Here is a 20,410-nt window from a genome sequence, read left to right as displayed (position 1 = left end):
GGGATCGTTTCGACTAGAACTCGATGCGCACGTCGCCTTTCGGCACGCTGCAGCACGACAGGATGAACCCATCGGCTTCGTCCTCCTCGGTGATCCCGCCGTTGTGCTCCATCTCCACTTCGCCCCCTAGCTTCAACACCTTGCAGGTGCCGCAAATGCCCATGCCGCAGGCTTTCGGGATCATCAGGCCGACCTTGGCCGCCGCCGCATGCACGGTCTCGCCCGGGGCCACGCGGATGCTCTTGCCGGAGGCGGTGAACTCCACTTGATGCAGGTCCGCCGCGTCGACTTCCGGCGCGTCGGCTGCCTGCTCGGCTTGCTCCACCGCATCGGCGCGGGCTTCCGGTGGCGTGGCGCCGAAGGATTCCTCGTGATAACGCTTCATGTCGAAGCCGGCGTTTTCCAGCAGGCGCTTGACCGCGTTCATGTACGGCGTCGGGCCGCAGCAGAACACTTCGCGCTCTAGGAAGTCCGGCACCATCAAGTCCAGCATCTTGTGGTTCAGGTAGCCGCGATAACCGGCCCAAGGCTCGCCCAGGCCATGTTTCTCGCAAATCAGGTGCAGGCTGAAGTTGTCGATCCGCGACGCCATATGCTCCAGCTCGCGGTGATAGATGATGTCTTTGGGCGAGCGGGCACTGTGGATAAACGTCATGTCGACGTTGCCGTTGGTGTCGTAGAACCAGCGCGCCATGGACATGCACGGGGTGATCCCCACCCCGCCGCTGAGGTACAACACTTTCGGGCTGGGGAAATCGATGGCGTTGAACAACCCCACCGGCCCGTGCACCGCCAGCTCCTGACCCTCGTGCAGGGTGTCGTGCAGCCAGTTGGAGACCTTGCCGCCCGGCACGCGCTTGATGGTCACCGAGAAACTGTAGGGCACCGACGGCGAGCTGGAAATGGTGTAAGACCGCATGATCGGCTGGCCTTCGATCTCCAACTCCAGGGTGACGAACTGCCCCGGCTTGAAGAAGAACATGATCGGCTGATCGGCCATGAAGCAGAAGGTGCGCACGTCCCAGGTTTCCTGGATGACTTTGACGCAACGGACAATGTGTCGGCCATTGGCCCAGGTCTGGGTGGTTACCGGGTTCAGGAAGCTGTTGGACATGCTGATCTCCACGGCCGACTGTCGGCCTCATATTGGCGATTCTGCTCAAGGCGCGAGGCGACCACTTACCTATCTACGACATTCACGTACTTATCGCGACCAGCCCCTGTATACCGGGGGTTGCGCGTCGGGAACAGATTGCATCATGTCGCCCATGGATAAGGTTCTGACCAGCGCCGGCCCCACACTCGCCTCAACAGATAAACGCTGTTTTTGTCTTGCGTAGCAACCGTATCAGCCACTATTCGCCGGCCACACCGAATGGCCATGAGGACTAAATCGATGGACGTCACCACTACCCTGAGCCTGGGCGATCCACTGGAACCCGCACGCAAGGCCACCGCACAGATGCTGCAAGAACGCGAACGCACGTTCTCGCTGCCACAACCGTTCTACTCCGATGACCGCCTGTTCGATATCGACATGCAGGAAATCTTTCAGAAAGAGTGGTTGATCGCCGGCATGACCTGCGAGATCCCGACCAAGGGCAACTACCTGACCCTGCAGATCGGCAAGAACCCGATCATCGTGATCCGCGGCGCCGAAGGCGTGGTGCATGCCTTCCACAACGTCTGCCGCCACCGTGGCTCGCGCCTGTGCACCAGCGACAAGGGCAAGGTCGCCAAGCTGGTCTGCCACTACCACCAGTGGACCTACGAGCTCGACGGTCGCCTGCTGTTCGCCGGCACCGAGATGGGCGACGACTTCGACATGAAACAGTACGGCCTCAAGCCGGTGAACGTGAAAACCGCCGGCGGCTACATTTTCATCAGCCTGGCGGAAAACCCGCCAGCCATCGATGACTTCCTGTCGACGCTGAACCATTACATGGAACCGTACGACATGGAGAACACCAAGGTGGCGATCACCACCACCTTGATGGAAAAGGCCAACTGGAAGCTGGTGCTGGAAAACAACCGCGAGTGCTACCACTGCAACGCGTCGCACCCGGAACTGCTGAAAACCCTGCTCGAGTGGGACGACGTCACCGACCCGCGCGCCGACCAGGCGTTCAAGGACCACGTGGCCAATTCCGCCGCTGCCTGGGAAGCCGAGAAGATCCCTTACGCCCACGCCAGCTTCGGCCTGCGTAACCGCATCGTGCGCATGCCCCTGCTCAAGGGCACCGTGTCCATGACCCTGGACGGCAAGCAAGGCTGCAAGAAGCTCATGGGCCGCATCCAGAACCCAGACCTGGGCTCGATGCGCATCCTGCACCTGCCGCACTCCTGGAACCACTGCATGGGCGACCACATCATCGTCTTCACTGTGTGGCCAATCAGCGCCCAGGAAACCATGGTCACCACCAAGTGGCTGGTGCACAAGGACGCCGTCGAAGGCGTGGACTACGACGTGGAGCGCATGCGCCAGGTCTGGGACGCCACCAACGACCAGGACCGCCGCCTGGCCGAAGAGAACCAGCGCGGGATCAACTCCACCGCGTACCAACCTGGGCCGTACTCCAAGACTTACGAGTTTGGCGTGGTGAACTTTGTGGACTGGTACAGCGAGCGCCTGCTGAACAACCTGGGTGCAGAGCCTGCGCCATACCTCAAAGGGGTTCCGGTTCAAGGCTAAAGCAAGCCCCTGTAGGAGCGTAATGCTGTTCAGTTAAGAAGCGCTTGAAGCGAGTGAGAGACCCGTGGCGAGCGAGCTTGCTCGCGCTGGGGCGTGAAGCGCCCCCAACAAAGTGACTGCGGTCTTTCTGAGCGAACTCGGCGATAGTTTTTGGGGCTGCTGTGCAGCCCAGCGCGAGCAAGCTCGCTCGCCACGGGGGATGTATTGAGCAACCCTATCGTTAACTGAACAGCATTACTGTGGAGTCTTGTTCGCATTAGGTTTTCTCCCGGCTATATCCTTCTCTTCCTTTAGAACTGTACGAAATATGATCTATTTCGTTCAGAGCTATACCCCCCGTGGCTCCCAGCCTTCAGCAAACAAGTTATCCACATCTTCACCCACAGCAAATGGGGACAACTGTGGATACGTGGAAAACTTTCTCCACAGAAACCGAAGAAAATCCGTGACTTATTCAATTAGCGGTTTTTCACCGGCCATTGAACATTTTTTAACCAAAACCCTGTAGGCCACGGTATACGTGGCCTGTATCGGATCGCAAACACCTTATCCACAGAAGCGCCAACAGACTTTGGGGGCAACTTGTGCACCGTCGCCATGTTTTGTGGAAAACATGGTCCAGACAGCAGATTTCAAGGCTTTGAGTGGCCATAGAGGGGTAAAAACACGCATTTGGTTATTTATTGATCAAAACCTTGAAGAGCCCGATTCATAAGGCTCACAGCCGAGAGCGAACATCTTATCCACAGAAGCGCCAACAGAGATTGGGGGCAAGTCTTGAACAAGGGATCTCCTCATCCACTGAAAAAAGCTCGAAAAAACAACCAGTAGTACTGGTTGTTTTTCGTACAAAGGCTTGCAGGGCTTGCTGTGCAGGGGGTCTAGCGAGGGGTGAACATGTTATCCACAGAAGCGCTAACAGGGATTGTGGGTAATTATGCCTGCGCCTGTAACATTCATCAGGACTGGCGTATAGAGTCGGCAGTGCCGCCCAGGCCAGCTGCTTGCGGGTTTTCGCCTCGGGGCACCACCACGACACTTTTCAAAGGATCAGGAACCCTCCCCGGCACCTGACCAGGCGCTTGCCTGCGGAGCAAGTTCCACCCACTGGCCTCCTTGGTCGCCTCCCACAACACACGCCATCTTGACTGCCCGTTGCTGGTAGCGGTTGCCATCCATGTCCGAGCAATAACGTAATTCTGTTTGACTGCACCTACCCCCGTGAGAACCTGACTGCCAATGATCCCCACGTTAGATCCAAGCGACATGCCGGTGGCAGGCATCTGCGCCACTATCGCCGCAGGGACGCCCACTGCACGGGCCGGCACACCCGTAGCGCCCCCCCAAAAGCTCATCGCGTTGCCAATGCGCGTCAGCATGCTTTGAGGTTTTCCAGCTACGATTGCCGCTGCCGACCTGTTGATCGCCGCCCCGGCAAAGATGGTATTCAAAGCAGTCCCCACAGCATTCCCCAGCAGAGACAACCATGACCTACCGGATGGATCAACCCGGTTCATGGGTGAGCCCGAACAATACGCATACGGATTCAATCCCCCCTCACCAAACGGACTCAACCGATCCGGGCTATGAAACCGCATCAACACCGGGTTATAGACCCGATGGCCATTACCCAGGTGATACCAGCCGGTAGGACGCTCCGTGAGCTGCCCATTGAAGCCCAGGCCCGCACTCGTCGGGCACAGGCTACCGGGCGAGCCATAGGCGGTGTAAGTGCGAAGGTTCGGACCGGTGCGGTCCAGCTCGGCGAGGATCGATTGTTGCAGATCGGTCGCCAGCAACAGGGTGCGTGGCAGCGCTACCGTGGTTGCTGGTGGGCGGGCAGGACGTGGGGCGTTACCGGCGGTGGGCATCAGGTGGCCTCGCATCAATCCAGACGCCCCGCAGTGCTGCTGCGGGGGGCTCAATCCATGCTCATCAACCTAACAAAAGCGGGTTGAATGCAACACTAGCAGTTCTGCCAGGGCGTCCTCGGAACTAGCGAACAACACCCTCTTCAATCAGCAGCTTGAGGATCGCCTCGGCGCCTTCCTGGGCACTCACGCCCTTGAGTACCTGGCCACCGCCGCCACTGGCCTTGGCCGTGGCCGCCTTCATGCGGTCAGCGCCGCTCTTGGCCTTGATCACTTTCAGACGTTTAGGTCGGGGCTTGGCCGGTTGCAGCGTGGCGACGGCGAGCAGTTCGTCGTCGAGCACTTCAACGTCCTCGGCCTGCAAAACCCCGCGCCGCGCCGGGCCGAACGCGCTTTGCCGAGGCTTGGGCGCGGCGTTATCCACCGTCGCCAGAAACGGCAAGCGGACTTTCAAGCGCCGCCGCTGGCCACGGGGCAAGGCTTGCAACACCAGGGCCGAAGCGCCGTCGATGGACTCGACCTGCGCCAGCCCCACCACCAGCGGCCAGCCGAGGCTTTCGGCCAGCAGGAACGGCAACATGCCCGAGCCTTCACCGGTTTCCGCCTGGCTACCGGTCAGCACCACCTGGGCACCTGCACCGCGCAAATAGTCGGTCAAGGCCGGCAACGCATCGGCGCCCGCCGGTTGCTCCAGGACATGCAACTGTTCAAGGCCCATGCCCAGATAGGCGCGCAACGCAGGCTCGGCGACATCGCCGGCATGCAGCACTTGCAGATTGTCCCCAGCCAGTTGCAGACCGAGTTCCACCGCCCGCGCATCCTGTTCCGCGCGACGTGGCCGACCGGAAGTCGGGTGGGCGCCGATGGACACCAGGCTGATGATTTTCGTGCTCATAACCCTTTCCTTCCCTTAAGCCGCATCGCGCTTGGCACCGTTGCGGTAAGCCTCTACCGCCGCGATCAAGGCGTGAAGAATCTCGGCGCTCTCACCGATCACCGACAGGTCGGCCCGCTTGATCATGTCGCACCCGGGGTCCAGGTTGATCGCCACCACCTTGTCGCAGGCGCCAATGCCCTGCAGGTGCTGGATCGCCCCGGAAATCCCCACCGCCACGTAGACCCGCGCGGTGACCCAGGTGCCGGACGCGCCGACCTGACGATCACGGGCCATGAAGCCGTCGTCCACCGCCACCCGGGATGCGCCTTCGGTCGCGCCGAGGGCTTCGGCGGTCCTGTGGAAAAGTCCCCAGTCCTTGACCCCGTTGCCGCCGGAGAAGATGAACTCGGCTTCGGCCATGGGAATCGCCGCCGGGTCCACCGCCACCGCGCCCAGATCTTCGATTCGCGACAGGCTGCGCGCCACGGTAGTGGATAACTCCACGGGCAGTGCTTCGTGACGGGTGTCGCTGACCGGTTCGGCACATTCCACGGCCGCCAGAATCAAGCGCGCGACAGGTCGCGCCAAGTCCTGCAGACCGGCACCGGCACGACCGATGCAGTGCTCATCCTTGACCTGCCAGACCCGTGTGGCCGGGCGTTCGCCCAGGGCGGCGGCAAAGCGTCGACCCAATTCGCCACCGCCGGTGCGGCTGTCCGGCAGCAACCAATGACGTGGGCTGAACTGGTTATCCACAGCCCGCAGGCCCTGGACCCGTTGTTCCGGTGCATAACCTGAGAATTCGTCACCCTCGAGTACCAGCAGGCGGTCGACACCGGCCGTACTGAAGGCGTTTTCCTTGTGTTCGCCAAAGACAATCGCCAGTACCGCCCCGTCCTTACCCGCCAACTGATGGGCCAAGCCCAGCAGGTCGCGGTCGTGGCTGCTCAAGCGACCACCGACCATGTCCGGCACCACGCCGATGTAGAACGCAGGGGCCGCCACCTGATGCAACGGCAGTTGCACTTCAACCGCTGCCGTACGCTTGGCCGCACCGCCCTGCTGGGCACCGCTGCGGTCGATCCGCTTGATGCCGTTGGGGCCGATGAAGCCGATGCCATGGGGATTCTTGCGGATGACCCCGTTGGGGCCCATCCAGCTGTGTTGCACCGGCTGCATGGCCGCGTGCAGCGGATGCAGGCGGTTACGGGCGATCCATTCGGCCCGTGGGTCGCGGCGGATAATGTCGCTCATCAGTGGGCCTCCGCAGGTTCACGTTTGACCGGTGAGTTCGGCCGGGGCGCCGCGTCTTCGAGCAGCGCGTCGGCCACCAGTTCGGCGATATCCTTGATCAGCGGACGAGGTTCGACCACGCCTTCGAGCATCGCGGTGCACTGTGGGCACCCCACGGCCACCAGCTCGGCACCGGTCTCGCGGATATCTTCCATGCGCATGTCGGGAATCCGCTGCTTGCCGGGGATGTCGGTGATCGGCGCACCGCCACCGCCGCCGCAGCAGCGCGAACGGAAACCGGAGCGTTGCATTTCCTTGACCTCGATCCCCAGCGCACGCAAGACCTGGCGCGGGGCCTCGTATTCGCCGTTGTAACGCCCCAGGTAGCACGGGTCGTGGTAGGTCACGCTGTTGCCTTTATGCTGGCCGAGATTGAGCGCACCGGCCTCGATGATTTCTGCCATGTAAGTGCTGTGGTGCTGCACCAGGTAGTTGCCATCGAAGGCACCGTATTCGTTTTTCAGCACGTGGAAACTGTGCGGATCGCAGGTAACGATGCGGTTGAAGCTGTACTTGGCCAGGGTCTGGATGTTGCGTTTGGCCAACAGCTGGAAGGTCGCTTCATCGCCCAGGCGCCGGGCTACATCGCCGCTGTCACGCTCTTCAAGGCCCAGCACGGCGAAGTCGACGTTCGCCGCTTTCAGGACTTTGACGAACGCACGCAAGGTGCGCTGGTTACGCATGTCGAAGGCGCCGTCGCCGACCCAGAACAGCACGTCGGTGGATTTCTTTTCGCTGAGCAGGGTCAGGTTCAGATCCGCCGCCCAGTTCATCCGTCCGCCCGGGGCAAAACCGCCCGGGTTGTCGGTGGCGATCAGGTTTTCCAGGACCTCGGCGCCCTTGTTCGGCGTCGCGCCTTTTTCCAGGGTCAGGTGCCGGCGCATGTCGACGATGGCATCGACGTGCTCGATCATCATCGGGCACTCTTCGACGCAGGCACGGCAGGTGGTGCAAGACCACAGGGTTTCCGCGTCCACCAGGCCGTTGACGATCGGTTGATGCGGGTTCCCTGAGTGCTCACCGATTGGCTTGCCCCTGCCGTCAAGGGATGGGTAGGGGCTGCCGGCAAACTTCGCATCCGTTCCACCGGCCAGGCCGACCACCATGTCCTGAATCAGTTTTTTCGGGTTAAGCGGCTGGCCGGCAGCGAATGCCGGGCAGGCCGCTTCGCATTTGCCGCACTGCACGCAGGCGTCGAAGCCCAGCAACTGGTTCCAGGTAAAATCCTTGGGCTTTTCCACGCCCAAGGGGGCTTGCGGGTCGTTCAGGTCAAGCGGTTTGAGACCCGTAGAACGACCACCACCAAAACGTTCGGCGCGACGGTGCCAGGCCAGGTGCAGCGCACCGGCGAAGGCGTGCTTCATCGGCCCGCCCCAGGTCATGCCGAAGAACAATTCCGAGACGCCCCACAACACGCCGACGCCAAGGATCACCGCCAGTACCCAGCCGCCAAAGTTTTCCGGGAGGATGCCCGCCACCGGCAGAGTCACCAGGAAGAACGACGCCGAGAATGCCAACAGGCTTTTCGGCAGGCGCATCCACGGACCTTTGGACAACCGGGCCGGTGGGTTGCGCCGACGCAGGTACACAAAGATCGCGCCGACGAACATCACCGCCGACATCAACAGCAGCGCATAGCCGAGGATGCGGTTATGCAGGCCGAAACCGTGAACCAGAATCGCCAGCACCATGGACGCCACCGCACCGCCGGCCGTGGCGACGTGGGTGTTGGCGATGTATTTGTCCCGCGCCACCACGTGGTGCAGGTCGACCATGTAGCGCTTGGGCATGGCCAGCAGGCCGCCAATCAGGTCGACTTTCGAAGGCCGGCCCCGACGCCACATATTCACCCGCCGCAACGCACCCAGAACCGCGAGGCCCAGGGCAGCGAACAGCAGGATTGGAAGAAGGGTGTTCAACATGGTGAAGCTCCCAAAGACCGCAGGGTCATGTGCGCACCGGTAACGGCAACGCACCTACTTGTGGCGAGGGAGCTTGCTCCCGCTGGAGTGCGAAGCGCTCCCAAAACAGCCGAAGGTGCATATCTGATGCACCGCGACTGCTGGTTTTTGGGCTGCTTCGCAGCCCAGCGGGAGCAAGCTCCCTCGCCACAGGTGATGGTGGTGATACCGTTAGAAATCCTTGCACAGCCGCAACGCATCGTAGATCGCCGCGTGAACGTTACGCTGGGCCACGCAGTCGCCGATGCGGAACAACAAGTAGCCGTCGCCCGGTTGGCTCAACGACGGTTGCGGCTTGATCGCGAACAGGGCCTCGACATCCACCTGGCCCTTGTTGCACGAGCCTTCCTTGAGCGCGTAGTAGATCTCTTCATCCGGCCGCACGCCGTTTTCCACCACCACCTGGTCCACCACCCGTTCCTCTTTGGCACCGGTGTATTCGTTTTCCAGCACCGCAATCAGCTTGTCGCCTTCGCGGTAGACCTTTTCCAGCATCATGTCGCCGGTCATGATCACTTCTTTGGGGTACATGCTGCGGTAGTAGGTCGGGAACGATGTACCGCCAATGGCCACACCCGGCTTGATGTCGTCGGTGACGATCTCGACCTGGCTGCCCTTGTCGGCGAGGAAGTCGGCCACCGACATCCCGGTGAACTCGCAAATGGTGTCGTAGACCAGCACGTTCTTGCCTGGCGCCACCTTGCCGTCGAGCACATCCCAGCTGCTGACCACCAGGCCTTCGGCCGCGCCCCAGTGCTCGTTCTGCTCCAGGAACGGGTGGCCGCCAACGGCCAGTACCACCACGTCTGGACGCAGGTCGAGAATGGTCGCCGCGTCGGCAGCCACGCCCAGGCGCAGGTCGACTTTCAGGCGTGCCAGCTCCAGCTGGAACCAGCGGGTGATCCCGGCGATCTGGTCCCGCTGCGGGGCTTTCGAGGCAGTTGTGATCTGCCCGCCGATGAATTCTTTTTTCTCGAACAGGGTCACGTCGTGGCCACGCTCGGCGGCCACACGCGCCGCTTCCATCCCGGCAGGGCCGGCACCGACCACTACCACCTTGCGTTTCGGCCCGGTGGACTTCTCGATGATGTGCGGCACCCCCATGTATTCACGGGAAGTCGCGGCGTTCTGGATGCACAGCACGTCCAGGCCCTGGTACTGACGATCGATGCAGTAGTTGGCGCCGACGCATTGCTTGATCTGGTCGATCTGGCCCATCTTGATCTTGGCGATCAGGTGCGGGTCGGCGATGTGGGCGCGGGTCATGCCGACCATGTCGACGTAGCCGCCCTCCAGAATCCGCGTGGCCTGGTTCGGGTCCTTGATGTTCTGTGCATGCAGCACCGGGACCTTGACCACTTCCTTGATCCCGGCCGCCAGATGCAGGAACGGCTCCGGTGGATAACTCATGTTGGGGATCACGTTGGCCAGGGTGTTGTGGGTGTCGCACCCCGACCCCACCACGCCAAGGAAATCGAGCATGCCGGTGTCGTCGTAATACTTGGCGATCTGCTTCATGTCCTCGTGGGACAGGCCGTCCGGGTGGAACTCGTCGCCGCAGATACGCATGCCGACGCAGAAATCGTCACCGACCTCCGCGCGCACGGCTTTCAACACTTCCAGGCCGAACTTCATCCGCCCTTCGAAGGTGCCGCCCCATTCGTCGGTACGCTTGTTGACCCGTGGGCTCCAGAACTGGTCGATCATGTGCTGGTGCACCGCCGACAGCTCGACGCCGTCCAGGCCGCCAGCCTTGGCCCGGCGCGCAGCCTGGGCGTAATTGCCGATCACCCGCCAGATTTCTTCCGGCTCGATGGTCTTGCAGGTGGCGCGGTGCACCGGTTCACGGATGCCCGACGGCGACATCAGGGTCGGCCAGTTGAAGCCGTCCCAGCGTGAGCGACGGCCCATGTGGGTAATCTGGATCATGATCTTGGCGCCGTGCTTGTGCATGGCGTCGGCCAGATTCTGGAAGTGCGGGATGATGCGGTCGGTGGACAGGTTCACCGAACTCCACCATTCCTGTGGGCTGTCGATGGCCACCACCGACGAGCCGCCGCAAATCGCCAGGCCGATCCCGCCCTTGGCCTTCTCTTCGTAATACTTGACGTACCGGTCGGTGGTCATGCCGCCGTCGGTCGCATAGACCTCGGCGTGCGCGGTGCTGAGCACGCGGTTGCGGATGGTCAGTTTGCCGATCTGGATCGGCTGGAACATTGCTTCGAAAGCCATGGCGGGTTCCTCGACTTACAACGGCTTGACGGTGAACAAACCGTCGTCGTGGCCTTCTTCGGAGCCACCGTAGACTTGTTCGGCGACGGTGCGGATCTTGCTGCCACGCGCTTGCAGAATCTGATCCATGGCACCGGCAAACCAGCCGGTGAACATGTAGTCGACCTTGCGTCCGACCTTGCCGTAGACGTAGACGAACGCAGAGTGCTCGAGCTTGACGCTGGCAGTGCCTTTATCCAGGTCAATGTCCTGGATCTTGAACAGACCCCAGCCACGTTGCGACAGGCGCTTCATGTAGTGTTCGAATACCGCGACGCCTTCCAGGCCGTGGCATTCGGCTTCTTTTTCACACCAGTGCCAGGCGGATTTGTAGCCGGCCTTGTAGAGAATCTCGGCGTAGGCGTCGGCGCCCAGCACTTCCTCGATGCCCATGTGGTTGTTGACGAAGAAATGACGCGGTACGTACAGCATCGGCAGGGCGTCGGAGGTCCAGACACCGGTCTCGCTGTCGACGTCGATAGGCAATTGCGGGGCGATCTTGGCCATGGAAACTTAACTCCAGAAAATTCGTGGTCAGTGCTTAGCAAAGCTTTTGCTTTGCTCTTATAAAAAGCTGCGTGAATGGCTTTGGAGCCGTAGCGAGCACGTCGAGAGCAAGGAAGGACCGGAGCGACAAGCGAGACAGTACGGGACGTACGGCGAGCTTGGCGCGAGGACCTGACGCAGCTATCGGCGAGCGGAGTAGGCTCCAGAGGTCTTCACTCGCCCCAGACGTCCTTGAGGATACTTACCCAGTTCTCGCCCATGATCTTTCTCACCACACGCTCGGGATGGCCGCGCTTGAGCAGCGTCTCGGTCAGGTTCGGGAACTCGCCTACGGTGCGGATGCCCAGCGGGTTGATGATCTTGCCGAAGCTGGTCAGGCGGCGGGCGTAACCCTTGTCATGGGTCAGGTATTCGAAGAAGTCCTGGCCATGGCCCTGGGTGAAGTCGGTGCCGATGCCGATGGCGTCTTCGCCGACGATGTTCATGGTGTATTCGATGGCTTCGGCGTAGTCGTCGATGGTCGAGTCGATGCCCTTGGCCAGGAACGGTGCGAACATGGTCACGCCGACGAAGCCACCATGGTCGGCAATGAACTTGAGCTCTTCGTCAGACTTGTTGCGCGGGTGCTCCTTGAGCCCCGACGGCAGGCAGTGGGAGTAGCAGACCGGCTTCTTCGATTCGAGGATGACTTCTTCGGAGGTCTTGGAGCCCACATGGGACAGGTCGCACATGACGCCGACGCGGTTCATCTCGGCCACGATTTCGCGACCGAAACCCGACAGGCCGCCGTCACGCTCGTAGCAACCGGTGCCCACCAGGTTCTGGGTGTTGTAGCACATCTGTACGATACCGACGCCCAGCTGCTTGAAGACCTCGACATAGCCGATCTGGTCTTCGAAGGCGTGGGCATTCTGGAAGCCGAAGAGGATGCCGGTCTTGCCCAGCTCCTTGGCCTTGCGGATATCAGCCGTGGTGCGCACCGGCATCACCAGGTCGCCGTTCTCGCGAATCAGTTTCTGGCTGGCGGCAATGTTGTTGACGGTCGCCTGGAACCCCTCCCACACCGACACGGTGCAGTTGGCCGCGGTCAAGCCGCCTTTGCGCATGTCTTCAAACAGCTCACGGTTCCACTTGGCAATGATCAGCCCGTCGATAACGATGCTGTCGGCGTGCAATTCGGCTGGGCTCATCAGGCTGTCCCCTTATTAGCGATTCATGCGCCGAATCGTCTGCCGGCGCTTTGGGGTCAGCATATGCCTCGGTGCCTGTGCAGCCGGGTGCAAAAACGACAGGGGAATTGCCGAAAGCGTCAAGACACGACAAAGGGGCCTGGCCAGTGCTGATTGCCTGCCTGTTCTTTAGCCGGCGCTTGAGCCAGAATTCGCCGCATCAATGGATGGTTCACTGGAATATGGGGCGGCGGCGCAATGAAATCGATCTTCCTGGCTTTGGCACTGATGACCACCGGCGTACATGCCGCCGAAGAGGCTGACAACAGCCCGTGCGATGCGGTCGAAAACGACATCCAGACCCTGGAATGCTCGGCCTACAACAAAACCACCGCGGAACAGTTGCTCAAGGAGAATTTCCAGGGGTTGCTGGAGCGGGTCAAAGCCCAATATGCGGACAACAAGACACAAGTGGTCGACATCACCGGCAAACTCCAGACCGCCGAACAGCTGTGGCTGAAGTCCCGGGATGCCGATTGCGCCATTGCGCCGCTCCCCGCCGCCGTGGGCAGCAAGGCCTATGCCATCGACCAGAACGACTGCCTGGCGAACAAGAGCGACGAACGATCGGAGTTTCTCGAGTCGATTGCACAGGAATGAGGCCTACGGCGACCGTTCGGTAACCCCGGCTCCATTGGGCGCGATCTGGCTGAGCTGCGTTTGTCCGCAAGCGCCAGGACAAACAACGCACCTCCCAACACAATCCAAAGGACTTACATGAAACTCTGCGGTATCGAAATCAAAGGCAGCGAAGCCATCATCGCTGTAGCTTCCCTTGACGGTCAGGCGCTGAGCCACGTCGCCCTGAACACCAAGAAAATCGCCCTGGACGATGACGACGAAGCCGCCAACGTAAAAACCTTCGCCGCGCAAGTCGCCTCGTTTGTCCGCGAGCACGCCATCGACCGGATCGCGATCAAGAAACGCAGCAAGAAAGGCGAGTTCGCTGGCGGGCCGACCACGTTCAAGATCGAAGGGGTTTTCCAGCTGCTGGACAATTGCGAGGTGACGCTACTGTCGCCGCAGACCATCAATGCGCAAAACAAAAAACACGACTTCGCCCTGCCGGCCACGCTGAACAAGTATCAGCATGAAGCCTACAAGGCCGCATGTTCGCAGCTGATGAAGAAGTGACCTGCTCGCCCAGACGCAGCTGATCAAATGTGGGAGCAACTGTCCTGACACCGGGGGGGAGCGCCGAACACATCCTGTGGCGAGCGAGCTTGCTCGCGCTGGGCTGCGCAGTAGCCCCAAAACCGGTCACCGGGATTTATCTGAACGACTGCAATAGTCTTGTTGGGGTCGCTGCGCAGCCCAGCGCGAGCAAGCACGCCACGGGGCAGCATTCACACTTGATTGAGCGACACGAGTGCATACGCCCCCACAGGGTTCTGCGGTGATGCCGAAGTCCCAGCCTAAACCAACTCCCGTCCGTCTCCCAGCCGGCGCCGATCCTCCCGTGGGCACCGCGAAAATTTCGCCCGATAACTACGAGTGAAATACGAGGGTGATTCAAACCCGCAAGCAATACTCACTTCCAGCACGCTCATGTCGGTCTGGCGCAGCAGTTGCCGGGCTTTTTCCAGGCGCAGGCCCAGGTAGAAATTGCTCGGTGTGTCGTTGAGGTGCAGGCGGAACAGGCGCTCCAGCTGCCGTCGCGTGACCTTGATCGACTCCGCCAGTTCCAGGGTGCTCAGGGGCGGCTCACTGTGCTGCTCCATCTCACCAATCACCTGCACCAGTTTCTTGTTGCTGATGCCATAGCGCGTGGCGATTTGCATGCGCTGGTGGTCCTTGCGCGGGCGGATGCGCCCGAGCACGAATTGCTCGCTGACCTGGACCGCCAGCTCTGGACCGTGGGCCTGGGCGATCAGGTCCAGCATCAAATCGATAGACGCGGTGCCGCCGGCCGAGGTGATGCGTCGGCGGTCGATTTCGAACAGTTCCTGGGTGACGCTCAGCTGTGGATAGGACTCCTTGAAGGCCTCGATGGCTTCCCAGTGCAGGGTCACCCGATGGCCGTCCAGCAGGCCGGCTTCGGCGAGGACAACACTGCCAGTATCGATCCCGCCGAGAGTCACGCCCTCGTGGTCCAGACGGCGCAGCCAGTGCTCCAGTGCCGGGTCGACGAACTTCAGCGGTTCGAAGCCGGCGACCACCAGTAACGTCGCGCCCTTCTTCAGCGGCTCCAGCGCCGCGTCGGCGTTGAGCGACATGCCATTGCTGGCCAATACCGGCCCGCCGTCGGCGCTCAGCACGTGCCAGCGGTACAGTTCGCCGCGAAAGCGATTAGCCACCCGCAGCGGCTCGATCGCCGAAATGAAACCAATCGCCGAGAAGCCCGGCATCAGTAGAAAGTAGAAATCCTGGGACATGGAACGCACTCGGATGGCGGGTAGCGTGTGGACGTTGATACGCCACTTGCCAGCGACAGACAAGGGCACAGGTCGCTGCAGTGCAAGAGCTGGTCGCCGCTGTGCGTTTTCTGCGATGTTGAGCTGCGTAACGTGACATCACCGGCACAGGGGTATCCGGTCATGAAAATAGCTGCTCAATTTTGGCGGCGTCTGTTGCCCTCACGCTGCGTTGCCACTCCTCGTCATAGCAGGCTATGACTCGTCGCGGCGCCTTGCCTGAGGACAACAGTCACTCGCCAAAATGTGAGCGTATTTCCAAGACCGGATACAGATGCCGGATCCGACAATAACGACCTGCCGAGGATCCCACCATGAAACGACTGATCAGCAGCTGTGTGCTTGCACTCAGTGGTACCGCTTTCTTGAGTTCCGGCGCCATGGCTGCCGACCCTGCCGCGTGCCAGAACGTGCGCATGGGCGTGGTGAACTGGACCGACGTGATCGCCACCAGCGCCATGACGCAAGTGCTGCTCGATGGCCTCGGCTACAAGACCAAACAAACCAGCGCCTCCCAGCAAATCATCTTCGCCGGCATCCGCGACCAACGCCTGGACCTGTTCCTGGGCTACTGGAACCCGCTGATGACCCAGACCATTACCCCGTTCGTCGACGCCAACCAGGTCAAAGTCCTTGAAGCCCCGAGCCTCAAGGACGCCCGCGCCACCCTGGCCGTGCCGACCTACCTGGCCGACAAGGGCCTGAAGACCTTCGCCGACATTGCCAAGTTCGAAAAGGAACTGGGCGGCAAGATCTACGGCATCGAGCCCGGCTCCGGGGCCAACACCCAGATCAAGGCGATGATCGCCAAGAACCAGTTCGGCCTGGGCAAATTCCAGCTGGTCGAATCCAGTGAAGCCGGCATGCTCGCGGCGGTGGATCGCGCCGTACGGCGCAAGGAAGCCGTGGTGTTCTTCGGCTGGGCGCCGCACCCGATGAACGTCAACGTACAGATGACCTACCTCACCGGCAGCCAGGACGCCCTCGGCCCGAACGAAGGCATGGCCACGGTCTGGACCGTCACCGCACCAAAATACGCCGAGCAGTGCCCGAACGTCGGCCGCCTGCTGAGCAACCTGACCTTCACCGCCGAAGACGAGAGCCGGATGATGCAACCGCTGCTCGACCACAAGGACGCCTTCGAGTCAGCCCGCCAGTGGCTCAAGGATCACCCGCAGGACCAGCAACGCTGGCTCGAAGGCGTGACCACCTTCGACGGCAAACCGGCTGCCGCGAACCTGCAACTGACTCACCAGTAACACCGACACGAACCAGCGCTTCGCAGCCGCCGACGGCTGCGAACGGGATCACTACGCCCCCATTACGCCCGGAAAAACCGGCCTGAAGGAAATCCCACCATGAACCATGACGTCATCATCACCTGCGCACTCACCGGTGCTGGCGACACGACCGCCAAGAGCCCGCACGTGCCGATCACTCCAAAACAGATCGCTGCTGCCGCAGTAGAGGCCGCTAAAGCCGGGGCCACCGTGGTCCATTGCCATGTACGTGACCCGCAAACCGGTAAATTCAGCCGTGACGTGGCGCTGTACCGCGAGTTGATGGAGCGGATTCGCGAAGCGGACGTCGACATCATCGTCAACCTCACCGCCGGCATGGGCGGTGACCTGGAGATCGGGGCCGGCGAGAATCCGATGGAGTTCGGCCCGAACACCGATCTGGTCGGCCCGCTGACCCGCCTGGCCCACGTCGAGGCATTGCTGCCGGAAATCTGCACTCTGGACTGCGGCACCCTGAACTTCGGCGACGGCGACACCATTTACGTCTCCACCCCGGCCCAGTTGCGTGCCGGCGCCAAACGCATACAAGAACTGGGGGTGAAGGCCGAGCTGGAAATCTTCGACACCGGTCACCTGTGGTTCGCCAAGCAAATGATCAAGGAAGGCCTGCTCGACGACCCGCTGTTCCAGCTGTGCCTGGGCATCCCGTGGGGCGCGCCGGCCGACACCACCACCATGAAGGCCATGGTCGACAACCTGCCCGCCAATGCGGTGTGGGCCGGCTTCGGCATCGGTCGCATGCAAATGCCGATGGCCGCCCAAGCGGTACTGCTGGGCGGCAACGTCCGGGTCGGGCTGGAAGACAACCTCTGGCTGGACAAGGGCGTACTGGCGACCAACGGCCAACTGGTCGAACGCGCCAGCGAAATCCTCAGCCGCCTCGGCGCCCGTGTGCTGACCCCGGCCGAAGGCCGCAAGAAAATGGGCCTGGTCCAGCGCGGTTAAGCCCACCTACTTCTAACACCTGTGGGAGCGGGCTTGCCCGCGAAGAGGCCGGTGCATCCAAAGCCTCTTCAGTGGTGATCCACCGCTTTCGCGGGCAAGCCCGCTCCCACAGGGATCACCGGTATCTTTCAGGAAATCGCCATGAGCTTTATCACCGAAATCAAAACCTTCGCTGCACTGGGCAGTGGTGTTATCGGCAGCGGCTGGGTGTCCCGCGCCCTCGCCCATGGCCTGGATGTGGTGGCCTGGGACCCGGCGCCCGGTGCCGAGGCCGCGTTGCGCAAACGCGTCGCCAATGCCTGGGGCGCCCTTGAGAAACAGGGCCTGGCACCCGGCGCATCACAGGATCGGCTGCGCTTTGTGGCGACCATCGAAGAGTGTGTGCGGGACGCCGATTTCATCCAGGAAAGCGCCCCGGAACGCCTTGAGCTGAAACTCGAACTGCACGCCAAGATCAGCGCGGCGGCCAAGCCCGATGCCCTGATTGGCTCCAGCACCTCGGGCCTGCTGCCCAGCGAGTTCTACGAGAGCTCGACCCACCCTGAGCGCTGCGTGGTCGGCCACCCGTTCAACCCGGTGTACCTGCTGCCCCTGGTGGAAGTGGTCGGTGGCAAGAACACTGCACCTGAAGCCATCCAGGCCGCAATAAAGGTCTACGAGTCCTTGGGCATGCGCCCGCTGCATGTGCGCAAGGAAGTACCGGGATTCATTGCCGACCGCCTGCTTGAGGCGCTGTGGCGCGAAGCGTTGCACCTGGTCAACGACGGCGTGGCAACCACCGGTGAAATCGACGATGCCATTCGTTTTGGCGCCGGGCTGCGCTGGTCGTTCATGGGCACCTTCCTGACCTACACCCTGGCCGGAGGCGATGCCGGCATGCGTCACTTCATGGCTCAGTTCGGCCCGGCCTTGCAACTGCCGTGGACCTACCTGCCGGCACCGGAACTGACCGATAAGCTGATCGATGATGTGGTCGATGGCACCGGCGATCAGTTGGGCAAACACAGCATTTCGGCGCTGGAGCGCTATCGTGATGACTGCCTGTTGGCAGTACTGGACGCGGTGAAGACCACCAAGGCCAAACACGGGATGGCGTTCAGCGAATAAACCCCGAAACCTGTGGCGAGGGAGCTTGCTCCCGCTGGACTGCGCAGCAGTCCCAAACTCTGTGTCTGCGTACTCACAGAAAAACCGCATTCACTGGTTTAACGACCGCTTCGCGGCCGAGCGGGAGCAAGCTCCCTCGCCACACCTGTGTACACCCGCGAAAACCTGTGGAGTTCCACCATGCCCACCCTCACCACCTACCAAACCACCATCATCCCCGACTGGGTCGATTACAACGGCCATCTGCGCGATGCCTTTTACCTGCTGATTTTCAGCTACGCCACCGACGCGCTGATGGATCAGCTGGGCATGGACAGCAACCACCGCGAAGCCACGGGCAACTCGTTGTTCACCCTGGAACTGCACCTCAACTACCTGCACGAAGTGAAGCTCGGCACCGAGGTTGAAGTGCACACCCGGATCATCGGCCACGACCGCAAGCGCCTGCACCTCTACCACAGCCTGCACCGGATGGACGACCCACTGGAGCTGGCGGGCAACGAGCAGATGCTGTTGCACGTCGACCTTGCCGGCCCCCGTTCAGCACCGTTCAGCGAGCAGGTCGCCAACAAGCTGACGGCCCTGACCGCCCTGCAATCGGACCTGCCCACACCGACTTACATCGGCCGGGTCATTGCACTGCCACCGGAAAAATAACACCGCACAAGGAGCGTCCATGAACACCCGCGCCGCCGTAGCCGACTTTCGCCGTTACCCGATGATCAGCCCGTTGACCGCCGTCCACCCCTTGGCGGATCGCATATTGGTGAAGTGGGCCGATGGCCGGACCAGCCCCTTTCATCACCCCTGGTTACGCGATAACTGCCCCTGCGCCGAGTGCGTCTACAGCGTGACTCGCGAGCAAGTGCTGGAAATCATCGACGTCCCTGAAGACCTGGTTCCCGTCATCACCCGGGTGGACTCCGAGGGCTGCCTGCGGATCGACTGGCAGGACGGCCACGTCAGTCACTTCGACCCCGGCTGGTTGCGGGCCCACGCCTATGACGACGACTCCCGTGCCGAGCGCCGCGCCGGCCAACCCAAACGCCAATTGTGGAACAGCCAGTTGCAGTTGCCGGTGTTCGAGTACCAGGCCGTGATGGATGATCCGCAAGCCCTGTTGCAATGGTTGTTGGCGTTGCGCGATACCGGCCTGACCCAGGTACGTGGCATGCCCACCGAACCCGGCTCACTGACCCGGATCGCCAAGCGGATTTCGTTTATCCGCGAGAGCAATTTCGGCGTGCTGTTCAACGTGCAATCCAGGGCCGATGCCGACAGCAATGCCTACACCGCCTTCAACCTGCCGCTGCACAGCGACCTGCCGACACGGGAGTTGCAGCCGGGGCTGCAGTTCCTGCATTGCCTGGTCAACGACGCCGACGGCGGCGAGAGCATTTTTGTCGACGGTTTTGCCATCTCCGCCGCCTTGCGCCAGGAAGACCCCCGAAGCCTTCCAGGCGCTGTGCGAGATCCCCGTGGAGTTTCGCAACAAGGACCGCCACAGCGACTACCGCTGCCTGGCACCGATCATTGCCCTGGACGCAATGGGCCAGGTGTCGGAAATCCGTATGGCGAACTTTCTGCGCGGCCCGTTCGATGCCTCGGCCGAGCAGATGCCCAGCCTCTATCGCGCTTATCGCCGCTTTATTGCGATGACCCGCGAAGCCAGGTTCCGCCTTGTCCAGCGCCTGGATCCCGGCCAGATGTGGTGCTTCGACAACCGTCGCACCCTGCATGCCCGCAATGCCTTCGACCCCACCAGCGGCGCTCGACATTTCCAGGGTTGCTACGTCGATCGCGATGAATTGTTGTCGCGGATTCTGGTGTTGCAACGCTAAACCGCAATGGCGCCGGTTCAGGCACCTCACCCCCTCCTGATTTCCAGGTAAAAAAAGCCCCGATCAAGCCGTGACAGGATCGGGGCAGAGGGTACTGTTGA

General features: G+C 61.6%; 16 protein-coding genes and 1 pseudogene. 8 read left to right on the top strand and 9 right to left on the bottom strand.

The window, feature by feature from the left end; genetic code table 11:
• Positions 1–13: 13 nt before the first annotated feature.
• Positions 14–1,114, bottom strand: coding sequence for a glycine betaine monooxygenase reductase subunit (gene gbcB, locus AC3WQN_RS19890; protein ID WP_095081397.1), 1,101 nt, complete (start codon positions 1,112–1,114; stop codon positions 14–16).
• Positions 1,115–1,396: 282 nt separating this feature from the next.
• On the opposite strand from gbcB, the gene gbca reads away from it, so the two are divergent.
• Entirely contained in the window at positions 1,397–2,692 is a 1,296-nt protein-coding gene (gene gbca / locus AC3WQN_RS19885) for a glycine betaine monooxygenase oxygenase subunit (protein WP_095081398.1), read from the top strand.
• Between the two features lie 959 nt (positions 2,693–3,651).
• Here the strand turns inward: gbca and AC3WQN_RS19880 are convergent.
• From AC3WQN_RS19880 to AC3WQN_RS19850, 7 genes are all read right to left on the bottom strand, one after another.
• Positions 3,652–4,563, bottom strand: a complete 912-nt coding sequence (locus AC3WQN_RS19880; protein ID WP_103401099.1) for an RHS repeat-associated core domain-containing protein — start codon at positions 4,561–4,563, stop codon at positions 3,652–3,654.
• A gap of 124 nt (positions 4,564–4,687) precedes the next feature.
• Positions 4,688–5,458 (bottom strand): electron transfer flavoprotein subunit beta, encoded by a 771-nt coding sequence (gene etfB, locus AC3WQN_RS19875; protein ID WP_103401089.1) that lies wholly within the window; start codon positions 5,456–5,458, stop codon positions 4,688–4,690.
• A gap of 15 nt (positions 5,459–5,473) precedes the next feature.
• The gene (gene etfA, locus AC3WQN_RS19870; RefSeq protein ID WP_103401088.1) at positions 5,474–6,694 is read right to left on the bottom strand and encodes an electron transfer flavoprotein subunit alpha; all 1,221 of its coding nucleotides are present in this window, start codon (positions 6,692–6,694) and stop codon (positions 5,474–5,476) included.
• Positions 6,694–8,655, bottom strand: a complete 1,962-nt coding sequence (gene dgcB, locus AC3WQN_RS19865; RefSeq protein WP_103401087.1) for a dimethylglycine demethylation protein DgcB — start codon at positions 8,653–8,655, stop codon at positions 6,694–6,696. Before dgcB ends, etfA begins: the two co-directional genes overlap by 1 nt.
• Positions 8,656–8,865: 210 nt before the next feature.
• Positions 8,866–10,926: a dimethylglycine demethylation protein DgcA gene (gene dgcA / locus AC3WQN_RS19860; RefSeq protein ID WP_103401086.1), complete on the bottom strand. Its 2,061-nt coding sequence runs from the start codon at positions 10,924–10,926 to the stop codon at positions 8,866–8,868.
• Positions 10,927–10,941: 15 nt separating this feature from the next.
• Positions 10,942–11,472, bottom strand: coding sequence for a DUF5943 domain-containing protein (locus AC3WQN_RS19855; RefSeq protein ID WP_103401085.1), 531 nt, complete (start codon positions 11,470–11,472; stop codon positions 10,942–10,944).
• Positions 11,473–11,684: 212 nt separating this feature from the next.
• A complete protein-coding gene (locus tag AC3WQN_RS19850; protein WP_103401084.1) occupies positions 11,685–12,662 on the bottom strand; it encodes a dipeptidase in 978 nt (325 codons plus the stop codon).
• A gap of 237 nt (positions 12,663–12,899) precedes the next feature.
• Here AC3WQN_RS19850 and AC3WQN_RS19845 point away from each other — a divergent pair, with 237 nt between their 5' ends.
• Both AC3WQN_RS19845 and AC3WQN_RS19840 read left to right on the top strand, forming a co-directional pair.
• A complete protein-coding gene (locus AC3WQN_RS19845) occupies positions 12,900–13,301 on the top strand; it encodes a lysozyme inhibitor LprI family protein (protein ID WP_103401083.1) in 402 nt (133 codons plus the stop codon).
• A gap of 117 nt (positions 13,302–13,418) precedes the next feature.
• Positions 13,419–13,835: a DUF3010 family protein gene (locus AC3WQN_RS19840; RefSeq protein ID WP_103401082.1), complete on the top strand. Its 417-nt coding sequence runs from the start codon at positions 13,419–13,421 to the stop codon at positions 13,833–13,835.
• 281 nt (positions 13,836–14,116) lie between these two features.
• Here the strand turns inward: AC3WQN_RS19840 and AC3WQN_RS19835 are convergent, their stop codons facing one another.
• A complete protein-coding gene (locus tag AC3WQN_RS19835) occupies positions 14,117–15,076 on the bottom strand; it encodes a GlxA family transcriptional regulator (RefSeq protein ID WP_103401081.1) in 960 nt (319 codons plus the stop codon).
• Positions 15,077–15,429: 353 nt separating this feature from the next.
• Here AC3WQN_RS19835 and AC3WQN_RS19830 point away from each other — a divergent pair, with 353 nt between their 5' ends.
• The 5 genes and pseudogenes from AC3WQN_RS19830 to AC3WQN_RS19810 all read left to right on the top strand — a co-directional run bounded on the left by AC3WQN_RS19830 (position 15,430) and on the right by AC3WQN_RS19810 (position 20,309).
• A complete protein-coding gene (locus AC3WQN_RS19830) occupies positions 15,430–16,374 on the top strand; it encodes a choline ABC transporter substrate-binding protein (protein WP_103401080.1) in 945 nt (314 codons plus the stop codon).
• 99 nt (positions 16,375–16,473) lie between these two features.
• A complete protein-coding gene (cdhC, locus tag AC3WQN_RS19825) occupies positions 16,474–17,361 on the top strand; it encodes a 3-dehydrocarnitine:acetyl-CoA trimethylamine transferase CdhC (RefSeq protein ID WP_103401079.1) in 888 nt (295 codons plus the stop codon).
• A 141-nt stretch (positions 17,362–17,502) separates the two neighbouring features.
• Positions 17,503–18,468, top strand: a complete 966-nt coding sequence (locus AC3WQN_RS19820; protein WP_103401078.1) for an L-carnitine dehydrogenase — start codon at positions 17,503–17,505, stop codon at positions 18,466–18,468.
• Positions 18,469–18,648: 180 nt separating this feature from the next.
• Complete coding sequence (locus AC3WQN_RS19815; protein WP_103401077.1) at positions 18,649–19,125, top strand: thioesterase family protein; 477 nt, start codon at positions 18,649–18,651, stop codon at positions 19,123–19,125.
• 19 nt (positions 19,126–19,144) lie between these two features.
• Positions 19,145–20,309: pseudogene (locus AC3WQN_RS19810) on the top strand (gamma-butyrobetaine dioxygenase).
• The last annotated feature ends 101 nt before the right edge of the window (positions 20,310–20,410 follow it).

This window comes from Pseudomonas sp. FW300-N1A1, assembly GCF_058789115.1.
Note: the sequence above shows the minus strand (reverse complement) of the source record. Positions and strands in the feature narration are given on the sequence as shown.